General features: G+C 71.5%; 21 protein-coding genes and 1 tRNA gene. 2 read left to right on the top strand and 20 right to left on the bottom strand.

What is annotated here, in order from left to right; genetic code table 11:
- Nucleotides 1-17 precede the first annotated feature (17 nt).
- From H4O22_RS09785 to H4O22_RS09775, 3 genes are all read right to left on the bottom strand, one after another.
- Nucleotides 18-443, bottom strand: a complete 426-nt coding sequence (locus tag H4O22_RS09785; RefSeq protein ID WP_182526783.1) for a hypothetical protein — start codon at nucleotides 441-443, stop codon at nucleotides 18-20.
- An 83-nt stretch (nucleotides 444-526) separates the two neighbouring features.
- Nucleotides 527-979 carry a hypothetical protein gene (locus tag H4O22_RS09780; protein ID WP_182526782.1) on the bottom strand — a complete coding sequence of 151 codons (453 nt, stop codon included), beginning with the start codon at nucleotides 977-979 and terminating at the stop codon, nucleotides 527-529.
- Nucleotides 980-1,811: 832 nt separating this feature from the next.
- A complete protein-coding gene (locus tag H4O22_RS09775) occupies nucleotides 1,812-2,510 on the bottom strand; it encodes a DUF6225 family protein (protein ID WP_182526781.1) in 699 nt (232 codons plus the stop codon).
- Nucleotides 2,511-2,821: 311 nt separating this feature from the next.
- Here H4O22_RS09775 and H4O22_RS09770 point away from each other — a divergent pair, with 311 nt between their 5' ends.
- Nucleotides 2,822-2,980, top strand: coding sequence for a hypothetical protein (locus H4O22_RS09770; RefSeq protein ID WP_182526780.1), 159 nt, complete (start codon nucleotides 2,822-2,824; stop codon nucleotides 2,978-2,980).
- Between the two features lie 10 nt (nucleotides 2,981-2,990).
- Entirely contained in the window at nucleotides 2,991-3,722 is a 732-nt protein-coding gene (locus tag H4O22_RS09765) for a DUF6338 family protein (RefSeq protein ID WP_182526779.1), read from the top strand.
- Between the two features lie 173 nt (nucleotides 3,723-3,895).
- On the opposite strand, the gene H4O22_RS09760 is transcribed toward H4O22_RS09765, so the two are convergent.
- From H4O22_RS09760 to H4O22_RS09680, 17 genes are all read right to left on the bottom strand, one after another.
- Complete coding sequence (locus H4O22_RS09760; RefSeq protein ID WP_182526778.1) at nucleotides 3,896-4,072, bottom strand: hypothetical protein; 177 nt, start codon at nucleotides 4,070-4,072, stop codon at nucleotides 3,896-3,898.
- Between the two features lie 130 nt (nucleotides 4,073-4,202).
- Nucleotides 4,203-5,369: a hypothetical protein gene (locus tag H4O22_RS09755; protein WP_182526777.1), complete on the bottom strand. Its 1,167-nt coding sequence runs from the start codon at nucleotides 5,367-5,369 to the stop codon at nucleotides 4,203-4,205.
- A gap of 353 nt (nucleotides 5,370-5,722) precedes the next feature.
- Nucleotides 5,723-5,796: transfer RNA gene (locus H4O22_RS09750), tRNA-Pro, on the bottom strand.
- 90 nt (nucleotides 5,797-5,886) lie between these two features.
- Nucleotides 5,887-7,257, bottom strand: a complete 1,371-nt coding sequence (der, locus tag H4O22_RS09745; protein WP_182526776.1) for a ribosome biogenesis GTPase Der — start codon at nucleotides 7,255-7,257, stop codon at nucleotides 5,887-5,889.
- Nucleotides 7,254-8,036, bottom strand: a complete 783-nt coding sequence (locus H4O22_RS09740) for a lysophospholipid acyltransferase family protein (RefSeq protein WP_244963181.1) — start codon at nucleotides 8,034-8,036, stop codon at nucleotides 7,254-7,256. The genes der and H4O22_RS09740 overlap by 4 nt, the downstream gene beginning before the upstream one ends.
- Nucleotides 8,033-8,725, bottom strand: coding sequence for a (d)CMP kinase (gene cmk, locus H4O22_RS09735; RefSeq protein ID WP_182526775.1), 693 nt, complete (start codon nucleotides 8,723-8,725; stop codon nucleotides 8,033-8,035). The genes H4O22_RS09740 and cmk overlap by 4 nt, the downstream gene beginning before the upstream one ends.
- Nucleotides 8,726-8,736: 11 nt before the next feature.
- The gene (locus H4O22_RS09730) at nucleotides 8,737-9,798 is read right to left on the bottom strand and encodes a prephenate dehydrogenase (protein WP_182526774.1); all 1,062 of its coding nucleotides are present in this window, start codon (nucleotides 9,796-9,798) and stop codon (nucleotides 8,737-8,739) included.
- A gap of 5 nt (nucleotides 9,799-9,803) precedes the next feature.
- A complete protein-coding gene (aroH, locus tag H4O22_RS09725; RefSeq protein WP_182526773.1) occupies nucleotides 9,804-10,196 on the bottom strand; it encodes a chorismate mutase in 393 nt (130 codons plus the stop codon).
- 10 nt (nucleotides 10,197-10,206) lie between these two features.
- Nucleotides 10,207-10,596 (bottom strand): VOC family protein, encoded by a 390-nt coding sequence (locus tag H4O22_RS09720; protein ID WP_182526772.1) that lies wholly within the window; start codon nucleotides 10,594-10,596, stop codon nucleotides 10,207-10,209.
- Nucleotides 10,597-10,600: 4 nt separating this feature from the next.
- Nucleotides 10,601-11,395 carry a helix-turn-helix domain-containing protein gene (locus H4O22_RS09715; RefSeq protein WP_220451332.1) on the bottom strand — a complete coding sequence of 265 codons (795 nt, stop codon included), beginning with the start codon at nucleotides 11,393-11,395 and terminating at the stop codon, nucleotides 10,601-10,603.
- Between the two features lie 19 nt (nucleotides 11,396-11,414).
- Complete coding sequence (locus H4O22_RS09710) at nucleotides 11,415-12,167, bottom strand: pseudouridine synthase (RefSeq protein ID WP_182526771.1); 753 nt, start codon at nucleotides 12,165-12,167, stop codon at nucleotides 11,415-11,417.
- Complete coding sequence (gene scpB / locus H4O22_RS09705) at nucleotides 12,164-12,916, bottom strand: SMC-Scp complex subunit ScpB (protein WP_182527264.1); 753 nt, start codon at nucleotides 12,914-12,916, stop codon at nucleotides 12,164-12,166. The genes H4O22_RS09710 and scpB overlap by 4 nt, the downstream gene beginning before the upstream one ends.
- Nucleotides 12,913-13,776, bottom strand: a complete 864-nt coding sequence (locus H4O22_RS09700; protein WP_182526770.1) for a segregation and condensation protein A — start codon at nucleotides 13,774-13,776, stop codon at nucleotides 12,913-12,915. The genes scpB and H4O22_RS09700 overlap by 4 nt, the downstream gene beginning before the upstream one ends.
- A complete protein-coding gene (locus H4O22_RS09695; RefSeq protein WP_182526769.1) occupies nucleotides 13,773-14,135 on the bottom strand; it encodes a hypothetical protein in 363 nt (120 codons plus the stop codon). Before H4O22_RS09695 ends, H4O22_RS09700 begins: the two co-directional genes overlap by 4 nt.
- On the bottom strand, nucleotides 14,120-15,070 hold the full coding sequence (locus H4O22_RS09690; protein WP_220451394.1) for a ParA family protein: 951 nt from the start codon (nucleotides 15,068-15,070) through the stop codon (nucleotides 14,120-14,122). Before H4O22_RS09690 ends, H4O22_RS09695 begins: the two co-directional genes overlap by 16 nt.
- Nucleotides 15,071-15,391: 321 nt before the next feature.
- Nucleotides 15,392-15,679 (bottom strand): GNAT family N-acetyltransferase, encoded by a 288-nt coding sequence (locus H4O22_RS09685; protein WP_182526767.1) that lies wholly within the window; start codon nucleotides 15,677-15,679, stop codon nucleotides 15,392-15,394.
- 85 nt (nucleotides 15,680-15,764) lie between these two features.
- On the bottom strand, nucleotides 15,765-18,314 hold the full coding sequence (locus tag H4O22_RS09680) for a DEAD/DEAH box helicase (RefSeq protein ID WP_182526766.1): 2,550 nt from the start codon (nucleotides 18,312-18,314) through the stop codon (nucleotides 15,765-15,767).
- Nucleotides 18,315-18,382: the final 68 nt, after the last annotated feature.

Raw genomic sequence — 18,382 nt, 5'->3', positions numbered from 1 at the left:
CCGCTGTGACCTGCCCGTCACCGGACCGCCCACCCCGAGTACCGAAGCGAGAAGACCGCGCCCTGACAGGCGTCAGGCGCCACCGCCCTCATCCGGACCGGCACCCGCAGCACGCGCGTCTTGCCCTTGGCCACGCGCATCGAGCCTGCCCACCCGGGCGACCTCACCATGGAGGTCGCACATCCGGACTTGTTCGTCGACGCAACGGTGACGACCACCCTGCGGACCTTGATCGCCCACGCACGGTTGTTCGTGATGCGCAGCACCGCACGGCGCTCCGCACCCGGGTACAGGTCGTCGACGCCGCCGCTGATCGTGAACGCAGGCTTCGGCCTGGTCGGGCCGCTGGCCGCGACGGTGGCGGAGCCGGCGAGCAGCCCGACCGCCAGCAGCACGACGGCGAGGGCCAGCCAGCGCTGAACGACGGGAGTGGACGAGCTCATGGTGGCCTGCCTTGGAAGAGCGGTCTGGGCGTGCAGTGGGCGGAGCGCCGCCGAGCCGAGGGCCCGGCGGCGCTCCGCTGCCGTCACGAGGCGGTGTTGGCCTGGACCGTGATCTCCTCAACGACCAGGTCCACGCCTTGGCAGGAGTCGGGAGCGTCACCCATGCTCAGCACGTCGCTGAGGGTGACGTCGACGGTGGCGCCGGAGGCGATGACCGGCACGGCACTGAGATCGACCGGGTCGGAGCTCGCGGTGACCAGGCACTCTGCGGGAGTGATCGGTCCGGCGATCGTGGCGGTGGTCAGCTTGACCGGGTAGCTGTTCGGGTTCGTCACCTTGATGAAGACGTCCCCGTCAGTAGAGCCCGGGTACAGGTCTCCGGTCGCGCTCCCAGGCGCCACGGTCAGGTCGCCGGCCGTCCCGGCCCTGGCGGAGCCGCTGCCGGTGCCGGTGATCTGCCAGGCCGCGATGGCGGCGCCGGCCACCAGCAGCACGACGAACGAGGCAATGATGGTGATCTTCTTGGACCGCTTCATGCGATTTCCTCCGGTATGCGGGAGGGATCGCATGAACGACGTCGCCCACCTCGGCTCGTCGCGGCTCGTCTGACCCACTGCAACGCAATCCCGAGCCGGCGGTCCCCCACGCTCCCCCCGGGATGTGGACTTCTCTGTGGGTTCCTGGCACTCATCTCAAACTAGGAGCCGAGGTCGTCGACGAGCTCAAATCCACCTGGCTATCGCCGAGATTGGTGACGGCGAAGGGTGTTCGCTGCGCGGCTTCCACCCCTCCGGGTGAAAGCGTCTCGGCCCTTCCAGGCTCTCCGGACCTCCCGGGGCGGCTCACCGATCCATGTCGGCGCGGGTCCGCGGCGTTGGACGACCACGGGACGTCCGGCTCCTAGCCGGACTTGTCGGTCGTGAACCGGCCGCCGAGGAGCACTCAAACGCGTCCGGATCCCGACCCATGACCACGATCGGATGGTCTCTCTTCACGCCCGTATGTGGCTCCAGACCCGTCCGGTGTGACCGGTAGTGGCCAAGACCCAGGCGAACCCGGGACTGCTCAGCGCTCGGTTGTCACCTTGACGTCAGGATCCTTTGATGGCGGCGGGGAGGCCGTTCCGATTGGATTGGATCGAGGTCCTCGTGATCGCACACCTACCGCGCGCGCCTTCTCACAGGTGAGGCCGACCATGCGGTAGGCGGACATCCCGCTATCGATGACCGGGCGTTGGTGTCGAGAATCAAGTGGTCCTCGAGCAGATCGACCCCAAGACGGGCTACATCGGACTGACAAGTGTCCGCTTCTGCCACTGAGTCCCCGGCTCGTCCGCCGATGAGCGGGCAGGGCAAGGGTTCCCGTCGACTACGGGGAGTCCCAACGCCCGAACTCTGTGGCCGCGAACACCCAGCCACTGGCGGAGTGTCGGGCCGTTGCTCGGCGCACGGCCGCTTCGATTGCGGTGAGTGGTACCTCGCCGTTCGCCCGGAATTGCCAGATCAACCCGCCGCCGGTCTCGACGTCGTTACTCATCCACCACTCGTCTCGGTATCCCAGGGCGTCGATAGCGGCTTCGACGGCCTTGATCGCGGCCGCGACCTCCGATTCTTCGTCGACCTCTATCCCGGACAGCTCGAGCGTCAGTCGTCGTGGAAGTAGGTACGTCCCGGATGGGAAGTCGCCGGCGACGGTCAAGGCCGGCTGCTGATCGTGCAAGAGGCTGGGACGCACGACCGCTGAGACTGCTGGCAAGCTCGACGAGCGCGTGCCCCCCGGCTCATCCGGATGTGAAACCAAGACCGGTGTGTCGTCGGGTCGCCCCTCCATTGCCAGTCGAAGTTCGCCCAGGGTGATGGGGGTCGAGGCGTGCACATAGTCGTCGCGCTCGACACGCGGTGGAACCGAGCGAATCTGATTCTGAGTCGCTGCGAGTGTGTTCCAGTCTCGGAAACCGTGCTGATGTGCCACGAGTTCCAGCGTGAGCGAGTGGGGTACGTCGAAGCCGGCCGCCGCTAGCTCCTGGCGCAAGAGTCGCGCGCGGTCTTTGGCGATTGCGGGAGTCATCACTGTGTCCTCCGGTGCGGCATGCCGGGGTTCGGTGCCCGCGTTGCCGGTCCGGCCGCACGGCAGGATCGATGACTTGGTAGGAAGGCGTGCGCTTCACCGATGCCAATTGAGGCTGCGGGCGGCAGGTGGCACTGACCAAGCGAGAGCCTAACGCGGCCGGGCGCTCGCCCGACAGTAGCTTCAACGACCAGAACGTCCGCTTCTGCCGCAAGTCGGGTGTCCGCCGCCTCGACTTCCGTTTAGCCGGGCCAACAGCGCCTAGCATGTGGCCCACAGGCGGACGGGTCGCCCCCGAGCAAAGGTGTGTCATGAGCAACGACGACAAGAAGAGTGAAGACAAGGATCTCAGGGAGCCGACGCCGTCTCCCGACTCGGGCTTCGGGCACGAGGAGAGCGGGCAAATCGAGCCGATCAAGTCAGTGGAAACCCCCCTTCCTGAGAGTCCCGCTCACGAAGACGACGACTGAGTAGGTACCCATGCCAACGACCCTGACGGGTCTGTTGATCTTCGTTGTCCTGTTGGCCCCGGGCTTCGTCTATGTCGTCGTGACCGAACGGGGGCCATTCACTCGCGCTTCGCACTCGGTGCTGCGGGAGACGGCCTCGATCGCCTTGGTCAGCTTGTTGTGCGACCTCGTGGCCTTGGCCGTGTATGGGCTGGCAGCCGCAGTATCTAAGGGCCGTCTGACGTCACTTCGGGCACTGATCGAGGACACCAGCGGGCTGTGGACCGAGGACCGCGTCCGCATGCTGCTCACCGGGCTCAGCCTCCTGCTCCTCGCGTGCCTGGCCGCACTAACGGTTGCGGCCCTGGTCAACAACACAAACGGTTTCGCCGCGATCAAGGCGCACAGACCGATCTCGTGGGTCCTACCCGCCAAGGGCTCGCGGACTGAGTCTGCCTGGTGGGTAGTGCTGAGACACGAGCATCGAGACCTCCACCGCAGGGTCACGTGTTACCTCGCGGACGGCACCCGCGTGCGGGGCTGGCTCAGAAACTTCAACCCCGCGGCCAACGAGAGCCAAGACCGGGAGCTGACTCTTACCGCTCCGATCCGCCTCACCGCCGGCGATGGCACCCATCGCAAAATCAAGAGCGGGAACATCACTATCAGCGCCCACCAGATCCAATTCCTACATGTCGACTACTACGCGGAGTTCGGCGAGTCCAGCGGGCCTCAGGACCCGCGCGGCGTGGCGCAGTCGTAGTGTCGCCAGCGACCTCGGCTGCTACTCCTGAAGCCCTACCAGCCCACGGGCTAGCGCTGCCTGAACCCACCGATTCTGCTCGTTTGTCGCATCTCGGCAACGTCGCGCCGCAACTGCCCGCAACGCGCCGCGGATGGCCGGCGAGCATCCGGATCTGCCGATGTGCGGATGCCTCACTCGCTCTGCTGGGAGACGTCCAGTCGGAACCGACCGGCATCGCCGTAGTCAAGCATCAAGGTTCCTGAACCGACTCGGTCGATGCGGACGGAGTCAACGCTCTGCCCCAGTTCGCCTATGGCCAACTCGTCGATAATCGCTTCGATGATGTCCTCGGTGGTGAGTGGGGGCACGACGGCAGTGTTACCGACAAACTCACTCATCTGCCGCGACTCGCTCGCATCCCCTGTGACCCGCCCGTGACCGACCACGCGTCGCCCGGATCTCCAGCGCACTTCGGACCAACCGATTGCCCGGGGCTGACTAGCGGCGCGTGAGCATGCCGCGGACCCGCACGGCGATCCGGCGCGGGGGCAATTCCGGCGTCGACGGCGCGGCCTCCGCCCGCGCGAGCTGGCGCTCGAGCTTGGCGATCCGGTCCTGCTTGCGACCGAGCTCGACCTCGTGGCGCTCGCGGACCTGGTCGGCGGCGAGGGCCGCGACGCCGGCGGCGATCTCGACGGCGATCTTCGGGTCCGGCGAGGTCTCCTCGACGGCGATCGTCCGACGGTGCGGGCGCAGGGAGTCGGGATCGCCGACCACCCGCACCGAGGTCGTAGCCAGGAGGTCGGCCCGGGCGGTGTTGATCTCGTAGGCCTGCTCGGCGGCCCAGCTCGGCAGCGACCGGCTGCTCGCCGCGTCCCGCGGCTGCTTCCGCAGGTAGTCGACCAGCGGGCTCCGGATGGTCCGGACGTAGGTGCCCTCCGTCCAACCTCGCTCCAGGGCGGCCCGGTCCAGCTGCCGCAGCAGCTCGGTGCTGGCGCGGTCCAGCGAGACGTTGCGGGCGCGCACTTTGGGCGTGAGCGTGCCGCGGGGCAGGTCCAGCAGGTCCTCGAAGGTGTTCGGGAGGACGGCGTGGTCCCCCTCCTCGACGACGATCACCGTGACGCGCTCGGGCCCGGCGGCCGCGCTCCAGTCGCGGATCTGGCGCTCCAGGTCGTGGATGCTCCAGAACGCCGCCGCACTGGGGTCGTCGGGCCCGCCGAGGAGCACGGAGCGCAACCAGTCGTCGTACGACGGGATGCCCACGAGGCGGCGTACCCGCTGCTGCCACATCGACGGCAGCAGCGCGTCGATCGGCCGCACCGCCATGACCACATGCACCGCCTCGTCACCGAGCGACCGGACGACCTCCGCCGCACCTTCCGCGCCCAGCACCGACAGCGACTCGCTGCTGATGCACACCCGATCGGCCGTCGAGGACCGGACCTCGGCGACCAGCTCGTCCCAGTCACCCGTCCGGTCGCCGGGCGGACGCCGTACGTCGATGGTCGCCGCCTTGGGTCGGTGTCCCGTGCCGGGATAGTGCACGCCGTGCGCGGCGAGCTCGGCGCGGCTGTGGTGCATGGCCAGCTGGATGGTCGTGGTGCCGGTCTTGGAAGGTCCGACATGGATCAGTCGGGCGCCCAGGGGGACAGCGAGGTCGCTCATCAGTGGCCTCTCGGATATGCAGTCGTCAAGACTGCGCCGCGGCGACTGCCACGGCGGCGCCGACCGTACAACGGAGCCAGCCAGGGGATCCGGAGATTGTCGATATCGCCTCTGCATGGGAGACCGGCTGGTCCACCGCCGCTCGCCGCGACTCAGGTGTCCATGTCGAGCCGGCCCCGTCGTGTGGGTGAGCACCCGGCAGGTCGATTCGACGGCGTGAACGAGCCAGCAAGGCGGGCAAACGTCCATTACTCAGCACGTCTTTGGCGCATAGGCGCGGCATCAGACGGAAACGGCGCAAATCGAGAACCGCCTCTGACCCGCGTTTCCGCAGGTCAGAGGCGGTGTTTCGGTCGGGCTGACAGGATTTGAACCTGCGACCCCTTGACCCCCAGTCAAGTGCGCTACCAAGCTGCGCTACAGCCCGAACACTCCCGGAGCGTGGCTCCACGAGCGTGTGAACACTACAACAGCAGGCCCCGCGCCTCGGAATCGGGCTCGGTCTCGCGGGCGGACCTCAGCGCTTCCGCTTCTCCCGCGGGCGCTGCTGCAGGATGATCGGGGTGCCGACGAAGCCGAATTCCTCGCGCAGCCGGCGCTCGATGAACCGCTCGTACGACGCGTCCAGCTTGCCGCTGGTGAAGAGCACGAACATCGGCGGCGCGGTGCCGGCCTGGGTGCCGAACAGGATCTTCGGCTGCTTGCCGCTGCGCACCGGGTGCGGGTGCTCGGCGACCAGGCGGCCCAGGAAGGTGTTGAGCGCGCCGGTGCCGATCCGGGTCTCCCAGCCCTTCAGCGCCCGGTCCAGCGCCGGGACCAGGCGGTCGACGTGCCAGCCGGTGCGGGCGGTGACGTTGATCCGGGGCGCCCACTGCACCTGCACGAGGTCGCGCTCGACCTCGCGCTCGAGGTAGTAGCGGCGCTCCTCGTCGACGAGGTCCCACTTGTTGAACGCGATGACCAGCGCACGGCCGGCGTCCCGCACGGTCTGGATGATCCGCAGGTCCTGCTCGGAGAGGGTCTCCCCCGCGTCCACGACCAGCACGGCGACCTCGGCGCGGTCGATCGCGGTCGTGGTGCGCAGCGAGGCGTAGTACTCGTGGCCCGACGCCTCCTTGACCCGCTTGCGGATGCCGGCGGTGTCGATGAAGCGCCAGGCGCGGCCGCCGAGCTCGATCAGCTCGTCGACGGGGTCCACCGTGGTCCCGGCGACGTTGTCGACGACGACCCGCTCCTCCCCCGCCAGCCGGTTCAGCAGCGAGGACTTGCCGACGTTGGGCTTGCCGACGATCGCGATCCGGCGCGGACCGCCGACCTCGGCGTCTCGCTCCGGCGGCGGCTCCGGGAGCGCCTCCAGGATGGCGTCCAGCATGTCGCCGGAGCCGCGGCCGTGCAGCGCGGAGACCGGGTAGGGCTCGCCGAGTCCGAGGTTCCACAGGCCGTACGCCTCGGCCTCGGTGCGCTGGTCGTCGACCTTGTTCGCAGCCAGCACGACCGGCTTGCCGGACTTGCGAAGGATCTTGACGACGGCCTCGTCGACGTCGGTGATCCCGACGGTGGCGTCGACGACGAACAGCACGGCGTCGGCGAGCGTCACCGCGATCTCGGCCTGGGTGGCGATGGCGTGCGCGAGGCCGCGGGCGTCGGGGTCCCAGCCGCCGGTGTCGACGACGGTGAAGGCGCGGCCGTTCCAGTTGGCGTCGTACGAGACCCGGTCACGGGTCACGCCCGGGACGTCCTCGACGACCGCGGCGCGGCGGCCGATGATCCGGTTCACGAGCGTGGACTTGCCCACGTTCGGGCGGCCGACGACGGCGAGGACCGGCACCGGGCCCTGCGGCTCGTCCGCGGACGAGTCGTCGGTGGGCAGGTCTGGTCCGGATGTCATGGTGCTCCTTGGTCGGTGACCCCGGTGGCGGGATCAGGGTCGAGGTCGCCGGGCGGAAGGGGGCCGGGCAGGTCACGGCCGGTCAGCGCCTTGGCAGAGGCGAGGTGCACCAGGAGGTGCTCCCTCAACAACATCGAGGTGTGCTCGACTTGTTCCCTCGTTCGTGGCCAGGGTACGGCGGGCACGGTGTACGGCGCGCCGAAGACGACGTCGATGCGCGCGCCGCGGTGCGGCAGCGAGCCGCTGCGGCCACCCGGGTCGCGGGTGCCGAAGAACACCACCGGGACGACCGGGGCGCCGGAGGCCAGGGCGAAGTACGCCGCCCCGCGGTGGAAGCGCTCCAGCTCGCCGTTGCCGCGGCGACCCTCGGGGAAAATGCCGCCGCACGCCCCGTCACGCAGCACCCGCATCATCGACTTCACGGCGCCGGGGTCGGGGTGGAACCGGTCGAGCCGGATCTGGCCGGAGAGCCGCAGGAAGCGCCCGATCGGCCCGTCGAACATCTCCTCCTTGGTGAAGACGTGCACCGGCCGCGGGGTGAAGATCGCGAGCAGCGGGCCGTCCAGCACCCCGACGTGGTTGGCCGCGAGCAGCACCGGGCCGTCGGTGGGCACCAAGTGGGCGCCGTGGACGTGCAGGTCGTACCGCTTGCGCAGCAGCCAGGAGGACGGCCGCCGCAGGGGGTGCAGCAGGATCCGCCACGGGAACCGGGTGCGGTCGCTGCGCGGGAGGGCTCGGTGGTCCGCGTGCTCGGGCGGCCGGCCCGTGCGGATGCTCACGCGGCGCTGTCCACGAGCGCCACGACCTGGTCGATCACCTCGTCCAGGGTGTACGCCGTGGTGTCGAGGTGGGCGGCACCGTCGGCTCGCACCAGCGGCGCGGTGGTGCGCCCGGAGTCGATCTTGTCGCGGGCGAGCAGCGACTGCTCGGTGGCGGCGACGTCGCTGCCACCCTCCTCGGCGGCACGGCGGGCGGCCCGGGCCGCCGGGTCGGCGGTGAGGTAGACCTTCACCTGGGCGTCCGGGGCGACGACCGACCCGATGTCGCGGCCCTCGACGACGATGCCGCCGTCGGCGGTCGCCTCGCGGATCGTCTCGCGCTGCAGCTCCAGCAGGCGGGCCCGGACCTCCGGGACGGCGCTGACCGGGGAGACCGCGGCGTTCACGTCCTCGGCGCGGATCGCCAGCGCGACGTCCTCGCCGTCGACGGTGATCGTCGGGGCCAGCGGGTCGGTGCCGGACTCGATCTTCGCCTCGTCGGCGCGGGCGGCGACCGTCGCGGCGTCGTGGACGTCGACGCCTGCGCGCAGCATCCACCAGGTGATCGCGCGGAACATCGCGCCGGTGTCGAGGTAGCGGAGCCCGAGCCGGACGGCGACGCCGCGCGAGGTGCTCGACTTGCCCGATCCGGACGGCCCGTCGATGGCGACGACGAGTCCGGTATGCGGTCGATCAGGGCTGGTGCTCACGGGCCCGCAGCCTACCGGTGCGTGGTCCAGTCCCGAGACTCGAGGGATTCGAGCAGGTGCTCGGCGCGCCGCTCCTCGACGACGAGCTCGACCAGTCCGACCGGGCGACCCGGGTCGTGGTCGATGCGGATGTCCTCGATGTTGACCTCGCTGGCCACCGTGTCGGCGAAGAGTCGCGCCAGCTCGCCGGGATGGTCGGGCACCGAGACCCACACCGACCGCATCGGCCGCGGCGGTCCGCCGTGCTTGCCGGGGATCGCCCGGGTCCCGGCCACGCCGCGGGCCAGCACGTCGACCAGCGCCGCCCGGTCGCCGCCGCCGACGGCGTCCATCACCTGGTCGAGCTGGGCGCGCACCTCGGCCAGCAGCGCCAGGACGGCGTCCGCGTTGGCGCTGACGATCTGCCCGTAGAGGGCGGGGTCGCCCGCCGCGACCCGGGTGACGTCGCGGACGCCCTGGCCGGAGAGCGCCAGGTGGTTCTCGGGGGCGTCGGTGAGCCGGGCAGCCGCCAGGCTGGCGAGCAGGTGCGGGACGTGCGAGGTGCGGGCGACCGCGCGGTCGTGCTCCTCGGGGGTGAGCCACACCGGCGTCGCGCCGCAGACCCGGACCAGCTCCTCGACCAGCTCGACGGCGTCGACGTCGGCGTCCGCGTGCGGGGTGACCGCCCACGGCCGGCCGTCGAAGAGCGACGAGGTCGCGGCGAGCGGGCCGGAGCGCTCGCTGCCGGCCATCGGGTGGCTGCCGACGTACCGGTGCGCCCGCGGCTCCCCCGCCACCGCGGCGAGCGGCCCGGACTTCACCGAGCCCACGTCGGTGACGACGGCGTCGGAGCCGCGCAGCGCCCGCCGGATCTGCTCGGCGAGGTGGTCGGGCGGGACGGCGACGACGACCAGCTGGGGGCGGTCCTCCGGCGTCCGCGGCCGGCCGGCGCCGAGGCCGGACGCCGTGCGCAGGTGCTCGCCGGAGACGTCGGTCAGCAGCACCTCGAGGCCGGCGCGGCGGCACGCGAGACCGATCGAGGTCCCGAGCAGGCCGGCGCCGACGACCTCGACCGGGCCGACCAGGTCACCCATCCAGGTCACCCATCGGACTCGTCCGGGACCGACCGCGTGCGGGTCAGGTCGGAGCGCAGCGCGGCCGCGCCGTGCAGGTAGACGTGGGTGATGTCCGCGCGGGGCAGGTCGGTCTCGACGTGCGCCATCATCCGCACGACCCGCGGCATCGAGCCGTCGATCTCGAGCTCGCGGGCGCAGATCAGCGGGACCTCGCCGAAGCCGAGCCGGCGCGCGGCGTACGCCGGGAACTCCGAGACCAGGTCGGAGGTGGCGGTGAAGATCACGGAAATGAAGTCGTCGACCTCCAGGCCGTTGGACGTCATCACGTCGGTGACCATCTCCGCGACCCGCTCGAGCATCTGCTCGCGGTCGTCCTCGTCGAGCTGGGTCGCGCCCCGCACTGCTCTCGTCGCCACGTCGCGAACACTACTCAGGCTGGTAGTCCCCGACCGACCAGTGGTTGCCCTCCGGATCGGCGACGCTGCCGCCGCGGCCGCCGTACTCCTGGTCGACCATCGGGCGCAGCACGGTCCCGCCGGCGGCGACGGCCCGGTCGAAGACGGCGTCCGGCTCGTCGGTGACCAGGTACGCCGCGGAGGTGCCGACGTTGTCGACGGCGGCGTCGGGCCGCCGGGAGCCGAACATGATCCCGCCGCCCCCTGGCCACAGCCACTCGGCGTGCACCACGACGGAGGGGTCGTTCTGGTCGCGGTGCGTCGCGTGCTCGGTGAAGCCGACCGCGGCCAGCCACGCGATCATCGCGTCGGCGTCCCGGAAGGACAGGGTGTGCCAGAGTCGGATGTCTGATGCGCTCATGCCCTCAGCCTGCGCCGTCGGCCGGCTCGGCGTCTTGGACGAACGGGAACTCCTCGCGCAGCCAGGTCGCCGGCGGGCACCCGGCCAGCGCGGTCCACTCGCGGGTGAGGTGCGCCTGGTCGGCGTACCCGCAGGCGGTCGCCACCTCCGCGAGCGGACGGCGGCCCACCATCGCGCGGCTGCGCTGGAGCCGAGCGACGCGCTGCAGCTGCTTCGGTGCGACGCCGGTCTCGGCACGGACCAGCGTGGCGAGGTGCCGCCGGGAGTAGCCGACCTCGTCGGCGACGGCCTGCACGGCCACCCCGCGGGTCAGGCGGGCCAGCGCCCGCCCGACCTCGGGCCTGGGGACGCGGACGTCGGCGCGCGCCACGACCGCGAGGAGCGCGGCCGCGACGACGGCGGCGCGGGCGCCGTACGGCACCCCGGCGACCTGCTCGGGCAGGTGGCGGAGGCCGGGCGCGATCTCCCCGACCTCGAGCAGCTCGCCGGCGAGGTCCGCGGCCGGCACCCCGAGCAGCACCCGGGCGCCCAGCGGGGTCAGGCCGAGCTGGACACCCCGCTGGACCCCGCCGTGCCGGATCTCGGCGGGCAGCGTGTGCAGCCCCGACACGCTGGACCACCCCACCGTGCGGGTGTCCGGCCGGCCCGCCCAGGCCACGTCGAGCGGCTCCCCGACGGGGAGCACCAGGGTCAGGGCCGTCGACGGCAGCCCGCGGTGCACCCCGGGCACTCCCGTGTCGACGTCGTAGGCCACCAGCGAGGAGACGTACGGCGCGAGCGGGGCGGGGACGCCGGCCACGGACCCACGGTAGCCGCGGCTACAGCTTGGCGCGGTCCAGCAGCTCGCCGAGCTCGTCCAGCGTCAGGTCCCGCACCTCGCCGGAGAGCAGGCCCTTCAGCACCACCGGGCCGATCTGGGTGCGGGTCAGCCGGCGGACCGGGTGGCCGAGGTGCTCCATCAGCCGCCGCACGATCCGGTTGCGGCCCTCGTGGATCACCAGCTCGACGATCGACTTGGTCTTGCCGGCCTCGATCATCCGCACCCGCGACACCGTGACCGGCCCGTCGTCCAGGGTGACGCCGTCCAGCAGCGACTTCAGGGTGCGGCGGTAGATCTCGCCCTCGACCTCCGCGACGTACGTCTTCTCCACCTCGTACGACGGGTGCGCGAGGCGCTGGGCGAAGTCGCCGTCGTTGGTCAGGATGATCAGCCCGGCCGTGTCGGTGTCGAGGCGGCCCACGTGGAAGAGCCGCTCGGGCCGGTCGGCGACCAGGTCCTGCAGCGTGCGGCGGCCCTCCGGGTCCGACATCGTCGAGACCACGCCGCGGGGCTTGTTGACCGCGAGGTAGACCTTCTCCGAGACCGGCGGCAGCCGCTTGCCCTTGACCCGGATGACGGCGGTGCGCGGGTCGACCTTGGTGCCGAGCCGGGTGACGACCTCGCCGTCGACCTCGACCGCGCCCTCCAGCATCAGCTCCTCGCACTTGCGGCGCGAGGCGACGTTGGACATCGCCAGCAGCTTCTGCAGCCTGATCAGGCCGTCCTCGTCGGTCTCGATCCCGTCGCTCATGCCGTTTCCGTCCCGCCGTCTGGTTCGGTGCCGTCGCCGCTGTGCGGCGACGGGTGGTGCGCCGGGGCCGCCGGCGGCGGCTCCGGGGTGACCCCGGGGGTGGCCTCGGGGGTGGCCTCGGGAGTGGCCTCCGGCTCCGGCTCGGGGAGCGGCGTCGGCGCCGCCATCTCGGCCAGCTCGTCCTCGAGGTCGTCCATGTCGGGCAGGTAGGGCGCCAGCTCGGGCAGCTCCTCGATCGAGGTGACCCCGATCCGCTCCAGGAAGTAGCCGGTGGTCCGGTAGAGGTTGGCGCCGGTCTCGTGGTCCTGGCCGGCCTCCTCGACCAGCCCGCGGGTGAGCAGGGTGCGCATCACGCCGTCGACGTTGACGCCGCGGATCGCGGAGACCCGGGCCCGCGAGATCGGCTGCTTGTAGGCGACCACCGCGAGCGTCTCCAGCGCGGCCTGGGTCAGCCGCGCCTGCTGGCCCTCGAGCACGAAGCCCTCGACGACCACGGCGTACTCCTCGCGGGTGTAGTAGCGCCACCCGCCGGCCACGTTGCGCAGCTCGAACCCGCGGCCCTGCTCGTCGTACTCCGTCGCCAGGGCCTCGAGCGCCGCGACCACCTCCGGGACCGGGTAGCCGACCGCGGCCGCCAGCGCGGAGACGTCCAACGGCTGGTCGGCGACCATCAGCACCGCCTCCAGGGACGGCCGCAGCGCCGTCACCGGCACCGCGAGCCGCTCGTCGCTCTCGTGGGTCTCGCTCACAGGTCCTCGTTCTTCTCGTCGTCGGCAGGGGGTACGACGGCCGCGGGCTCCGGCGGCGCGCCCTCGAACTCGTCGGTGACCAGGTCCTCGGCGTCGACGTCGTCGGCGCCGGTCCAGCGGACGGTGAGCTCGCCGAGCGGGGTGACCTGGTCGAAGGCGACCGCGCCCTCGCGGAACAGCTCGAGCAGGGAGAGGAACCGGGCCACGGTGGTGAGGGTGTCGGGCGAGTCGCCGCACAGGGCGCGGAAGGTCAGGGTGCCGCTGCGGCGGAGCCGGTCGACCACGATGCCGGCCTGCTCGCGGACGCTGACGGTGTTGGCGTGGATGTGCTGGAGGCTCACCTCGAGCACCGGCTTGGGCTCCAGCGCCCGTGCCGCCAGGGCCGCGAACTGCTCGAGCCCGATCCCGATCAGCACCTCCGGCAGCAGGCTCGCGAACCGGTCCTCGAGCCCGACGGCGCGCGGGTGCCGTCGCGACTCCCCCGCGAGCCGGGTCTCCAGCACCTTGGCGACCGCCTTGAACGCCTTGTACTGCATCAGGCGCGCGAACAGCAGGTCGCGCGCCTCGAGCAGCGCGAGGTCCTCCTCGTCCTCCACGTCGCCCTGCGGAAGAAGCCGGGCGGCCTTGAGGTCGAGCAGCGTCGAGGCGACCAGCAGGAACGACGTCGTCTGCTCGAGGTCCCACACCGGCCCGCCGGCCTTGACGTGGGCGATGAAGTCGTCGGTGACCTGGGAGAGCGCCACCTCGGTGATGTCCAGCTTGTGCTTGGCGATGAGGCTCAGCAACAGGTCGAACGGGCCCTCGAAGTTGTCGAGGTGCAGCTCGAAGCCGGGGGTCTGCTCGGTGGTGTCGACGCTCATCCCTCGGTCAGCCGGCGGACCAGCGCGCTGTCGTCGCCGTTCTCCTCGTAGTCGGCCAGCACCAGCGCCAGTGCCTCGCGCACGAGCCGGCCGCGGTCCACCGCGAGCCCCTGGCCCCGGCGCAGGGCGAGCCGGGCGTGCTCGATGTCGAGCAGCTCGTCGGAGGTGACGTAGACGGTCATCTTCTCGTCGTGGCGCACCCGCCCGCTCGGGCGCTTGCGGCCCTCGGGCTCCTCGGCGACGGCGTCGTCGGGCTCGGGGCGGTCGGGGACGGCGCGCACCGACTTCGGCGGCTCCTCCCCCTCGACCGTCGGCCGGAACAGGTCGTCGGCCGACGGCAGGCTCACGCGTCGGGGCACCGCGCGAGCACCTCCCTGGCCAGCTGGCGGTAGGACTCGGCGCCCGCGGACGCCGAGGCGTACGACGTGATCGGCTCGCCCGCGACCGTGGAGTCGGAGAACTTCACGGTGCGCCGGATGACGGTGTGGAAGACCTTGTCGCCCCACGCCTGGACCAGCCGGTCCATCACCTCGCGGCTGTGCAGCGTGCGGCCGTCGAACATGGTGCCGAGCACCCCGTCGATCTCCAGGCGCGGGTTGAGCCGCTCGCGCACCTTGTCGATGGTGGTCTTGAGCAGCGCCACGCCGCGCAGCGCGAAGTACTCGCACTCCAGCGGCACGATCACGCCGTTGCTCGCGGTGAGCGCGTTGACGGTGAGCAGGCCCAGGGACGGCTGGCAGTCGATGAGGACCACGTCGTACTCGGCGATGGCCGGGGCCAGCACCCGCTGCAGGGTCTGCTCGCGGGCGACCTCGTGGACCAGCTGCACCTCGGCGGCGGAGAGGTCGATGTTGGAGGGCAGCAGGTCCATGCCCTCGACGCCGGTGGGCACGATCACGTCGTGGACGTCGACGTCGCGCTCCATCAGCAGGTTGTAGACGGTGAGGTCCATCTCGTGCGGGTTCAGCCCGAGGCCGACCGACAGCGAGCCCTGCGGGTCGAAGTCGACGAGCAGCACCCGGCGGCCGTACTCGGCCAGCGAGGCGCCGAGGTTGATCGTCGTCGTGGTCTTGCCGACCCCGCCCTTCTGGTTGCACATCGCGATGACGCGCGCGTGGCCGTGCTCGGCCACCGGCGTGGGCTCGGGCAGCACGGGCATCGGACGACCCGTCGGTCCGAGCTTCGCGGGCTCGGGCGCGGGACGCTCGAACGGCAGGGGCTGGGTCAAGGAGGACTCTTCTCCGGTCTCAGGGGCGGTGCCGGGCGGGGCGGGTGGGCGGACGAGCGGGGGCATCTGCGGAGCGGCGCTGCCGCCCGGTCCGGGGTACGTCGCGCCATCAGCCATTCGACCGCTCCTCGCTCGTCGTCCCACCAGCGGTGGTACGTCCAGTCTGCCTCTCCGGAGCCCCGGACAATTGTCGACACGACGACACGGGGGCGGACTTCCGCGCGAGCCTAGGTGCCGGGTCCGACGGCCCACAACCCGGGCTGCGGGACACCGTCGTCATGCACCGTCCGGAGGGCGCGGCTGTGCACTTCTCCCCGGTCAGGTGCACAGGCAGGGGCCTGCCTGTGGAGCAATCTGTGGAGGAACGCCGGGGTGCCGGAGCCGGTCTCAGGACGCCACGAGGTCGGCGTACTCGGGGTGCTTGTCGATCCAGCCGCGGATGAACTCGCACCGCGGGACGACCGAGCGGCCGTCCTGGGCGCGGACGTCGTCGAGCCCGGCCCGCGCGATCGCGGACCCCACGCCCTGGCCCTCGAACCGGTCGTCGACCTCGGTGTGGGTGAACACGACCCGGTCGCCGTCCACGACGTACTCGGCGAAGCCGGCGAGCTCGCCGTCCACGTGGGCCTCGTAGCGCTGCTGGTCCCGGTTGTGGTTCGTCTGCACCTCGCTCATGCCCAGACCCTACGCACCGCGCGGCTGTGCGGACATTCGCGCCGACTCACCGACGCCGAGTCGGCGCTTGTGTCCGCAGGCGCGCTCAGTCGAGCCGGCGGAAGGCGGTCGTGGCCAGCACCAGCTCGCCGGCCTCGTCGGTGGCGTCGAGGTCGGCGGTCGCCTCGACGACCCAGTCGTGGTGGCCCTCCGGGTCGTGCAGGGTCTGCCGGACCCGCCACAGGCGCGCGCTGACGTCGTCCTCGACGCCGGCGGGCGTGCCGGTCGCCTCCTCGACCACCAGCAGCCGCGGGCCGCGCGCGTCGGCGTCGAGCAGGACCCGGTCGTGCTCGGCGTAGTAGTCCTCGATCGCGGCGTCCCAGGCCGAGCGCGTCATCGCGACGGCGCGCGGGGGGTCGGTGCGGTCGGCGGCGGCCCGCTCCAGGGCCATCAGCCCGTCGAGATCGTCGCGCGCCACCAGCTCGACCCGGCGCCACATCGCGTTGCGGACCATCACCATGAACGCCCGGCCCTGCCGGGACAGCGGCCGCGGCGGGGGCGGCGGCTCGTGCAGGGCGACGTCGCGGCGCACGTGGTCGGGGTCGTTGAGCGCCTCCCACTCGTCGAGGAGCGAGGAGTCGGTCTGCCGGATCGTCTCCCCCAGCCACTCGATCAGCTCCTCGAGCCCGGGCGTGCGGTGGCTCTCGGGGACGGTCTGGCGCAGGGTCCGGTAGGCGTCGGTGAGGTAGCGCAGCACCAGGCCCTCGGAGCGCGCCAGCTGGTAGCGGGAGACGAAGTCGGTGAACGACATCCCCTGCTCGTACATCTCGCGGACCACCGACTTCGGGCCGAGCGCGTCCTCCGGCAGCCAGGGGTGCGACTGGCGGTAGATCTCGTACGTCACCCCGAGCAGCTCGGCGAGCGGCTGCGGCCAGGTGATCTGGTCGAGCAGCGCCATCCGCTCGTCGTACTCGATGCCGTCGGCCTTCATCTCGTTGACGGCCTCGCCGCGCGCCGTCCACTGCTGGGCCATCAGCACCTGCCGGGGCGCCTCCAGCACGGCCTCGATCACCGAGACGATGTCGAGGTCGTGGTCGTCGGCCTCCACGTCGAGGACGTCGAGCGCGGCCAGCGCGAAGTGCGCCAGCGGCTGGTTCAGCGCGAAGTCGGCGGGCAGGTCGACGGTGAGCACGTACCGGCGGCCGTACTCGTCGAGCTCGGGCAGCCGGGTCAGCACGCCGGAGTGCAGCAGGGACCGGGCCAGCCGGAGCGCGCGCCGCGCGAGCCGCAGCTGCTGGCGCCGGTCCTCGTGGTTCTCGGTGAGCAGCCGCCGCAGCACCGGGAACGCGTCCTCCTCGCGGGCCACGACGTTGAGCAGCATCGCGTTGTCGACCTTCATCCGCGAGACCAGCGGCTCGGGCGTGCCGGACACCAGCTTGTCGAAGGTCTGCTCGGTCCACACCACCGAGCCCTCGGGCGGCTTGCGCAGCTGCGCCTTGCTCTTCTTCTTCGGGTTCGCGGCGTTCTTCGCCTCCGACTTGGCCTTGGCGCGCTCGTTCTCGATGGTGTGCTCGGGCGCCTGGACCACGACGTACCCGGCGGTGTCGAAGCCCGCGCGGCCCGCCCGCCCGGCGATCTGGAGGAACTCCCGCGACCGGAGCACCCGCTGGCGGTTGCCGTCGAACTTCGCCAGCCCGGTGAAGAGCACCGTGCGGATCGGCACGTTGATGCCGACGCCGAGGGTGTCGGTGCCGCAGATGACCGACAGGGCGCCCTGCTGGGCGAGCTGCTCGACCAGGCGGCGGTAGCGCGGCAGCATCCCGGCGTGGTGGACGCCGATGCCGCGCTTGAGCAGCTTGGACAGCGTCTTGCCGAACCCGGCGGCGAAGCGCACCTCGGCGAGCCGCTCGGTCATCCCCTCGGGCTTCGGGATCCACCCGGCGTTCAGCAGCGAGGTGGCGTGGTCGACCGCGGCGGCCTGGGTGAAGTGCACGACGTACACCGGCGCCTGGCCGGTCGTGACCAGCTCCTCCAGCCGCTCGGGCAGCGGGTCGAGCGACCACGAGAACAGCAGCGGCACCGGCCGCTCGGCCTGGTCGACCACTGCGGTCTCGCGGCCGTTGCGCCGGGTCAGGTCGGCGGCCAGCTCGGTGACGTCGCCGAGGGTGGCCGACATCAGCAGGAACTGGGCCTGCGGCAGCTCCAGCAGCGGCACCTGCCAGGCCCAGCCCCGGTCCGGCTCGCCGTAGAAGTGGAACTCGTCCATCACGACCAGGCCGACGTCGGCGCGGCTCCCCTCGCGCAGCGCGATGTTGGCCAGCACCTCGGCGGTGCAGCAGATGATCGGCGCGTCGGGGTTCACCGCCGCGTCGCCGGTCAGCATGCCGACGTCGTCGGCGCCGAAGACCTCGCAGAGCGCGAAGAACTTCTCGCTCACCAGCGCCTTGATCGGCGCGGTGTAGAACGACACCCGGTCGGTCGCCATCGCCGCCTTGTGCGCGGCCACCGCGACCAGCGACTTCCCGGACCCGGTGGGGGTCGCGAGCACGACGTTGTTGCCGGAGAGCAGCTCGAGGACCGCCTCCTCCTGGTGCGGGTAGAGCTCCAGGCCGAGCCCCGCGGCGTACGACGTGACGTCGTCGAGCACGTCGCTCATGCGCGCGCCGGGTCGTCCGAGGGATGACGGACGGCGCGGCTCATGGCCCCATCCTCCCTGGCGCCACC

Source organism: Nocardioides dongkuii, assembly GCF_014127485.1.
Taxonomy (GTDB): Bacteria; Actinomycetota; Actinomycetes; order Propionibacteriales; family Nocardioidaceae; genus Nocardioides; species Nocardioides dongkuii.
Note: the sequence above shows the minus strand (reverse complement) of the source record. Positions and strands in the feature narration are given on the sequence as shown.

Coding starts and splice junctions, on each gene's coding strand:
- H4O22_RS09680 (WP_182526766.1), bottom strand. CDS start 18,314: ATGAGCGACGTGCTCGACGACGTCACGTCGTACGCCGCGGGGCTCGGC.
- H4O22_RS09730 (WP_182526774.1), bottom strand. CDS start 9,798: ATGGGTGACCTGGTCGGCCCGGTCGAGGTCGTCGGCGCCGGCCTGCTC.
- H4O22_RS09720 (WP_182526772.1), bottom strand. CDS start 10,596: ATGAGCGCATCAGACATCCGACTCTGGCACACCCTGTCCTTCCGGGAC.
- H4O22_RS09755 (WP_182526777.1), bottom strand. CDS start 5,369: ATGAGCGACCTCGCTGTCCCCCTGGGCGCCCGACTGATCCATGTCGGA.
- H4O22_RS09710 (WP_182526771.1), bottom strand. CDS start 12,167: ATGAGCGACGGGATCGAGACCGACGAGGACGGCCTGATCAGGCTGCAG.
- H4O22_RS09770 (WP_182526780.1), top strand. CDS start 2,822: ATGAGCAACGACGACAAGAAGAGTGAAGACAAGGATCTCAGGGAGCCG.
- H4O22_RS09775 (WP_182526781.1), bottom strand. CDS start 2,510: ATGACTCCCGCAATCGCCAAAGACCGCGCGCGACTCTTGCGCCAGGAG.
- H4O22_RS09685 (WP_182526767.1), bottom strand. CDS start 15,679: ATGAGCGAGGTGCAGACGAACCACAACCGGGACCAGCAGCGCTACGAG.
- H4O22_RS09700 (WP_182526770.1), bottom strand. CDS start 13,776: ATGAGCGTCGACACCACCGAGCAGACCCCCGGCTTCGAGCTGCACCTC.
- der (WP_182526776.1), bottom strand. CDS start 7,257: ATGACATCCGGACCAGACCTGCCCACCGACGACTCGTCCGCGGACGAG.
- H4O22_RS09765 (WP_182526779.1), top strand. CDS start 2,991: ATGCCAACGACCCTGACGGGTCTGTTGATCTTCGTTGTCCTGTTGGCC.
- H4O22_RS09690 (WP_220451394.1), bottom strand. CDS start 15,070: ATGCCCCCGCTCGTCCGCCCACCCGCCCCGCCCGGCACCGCCCCTGAG.
- H4O22_RS09780 (WP_182526782.1), bottom strand. CDS start 979: ATGAAGCGGTCCAAGAAGATCACCATCATTGCCTCGTTCGTCGTGCTG.
- H4O22_RS09785 (WP_182526783.1), bottom strand. CDS start 443: ATGAGCTCGTCCACTCCCGTCGTTCAGCGCTGGCTGGCCCTCGCCGTC.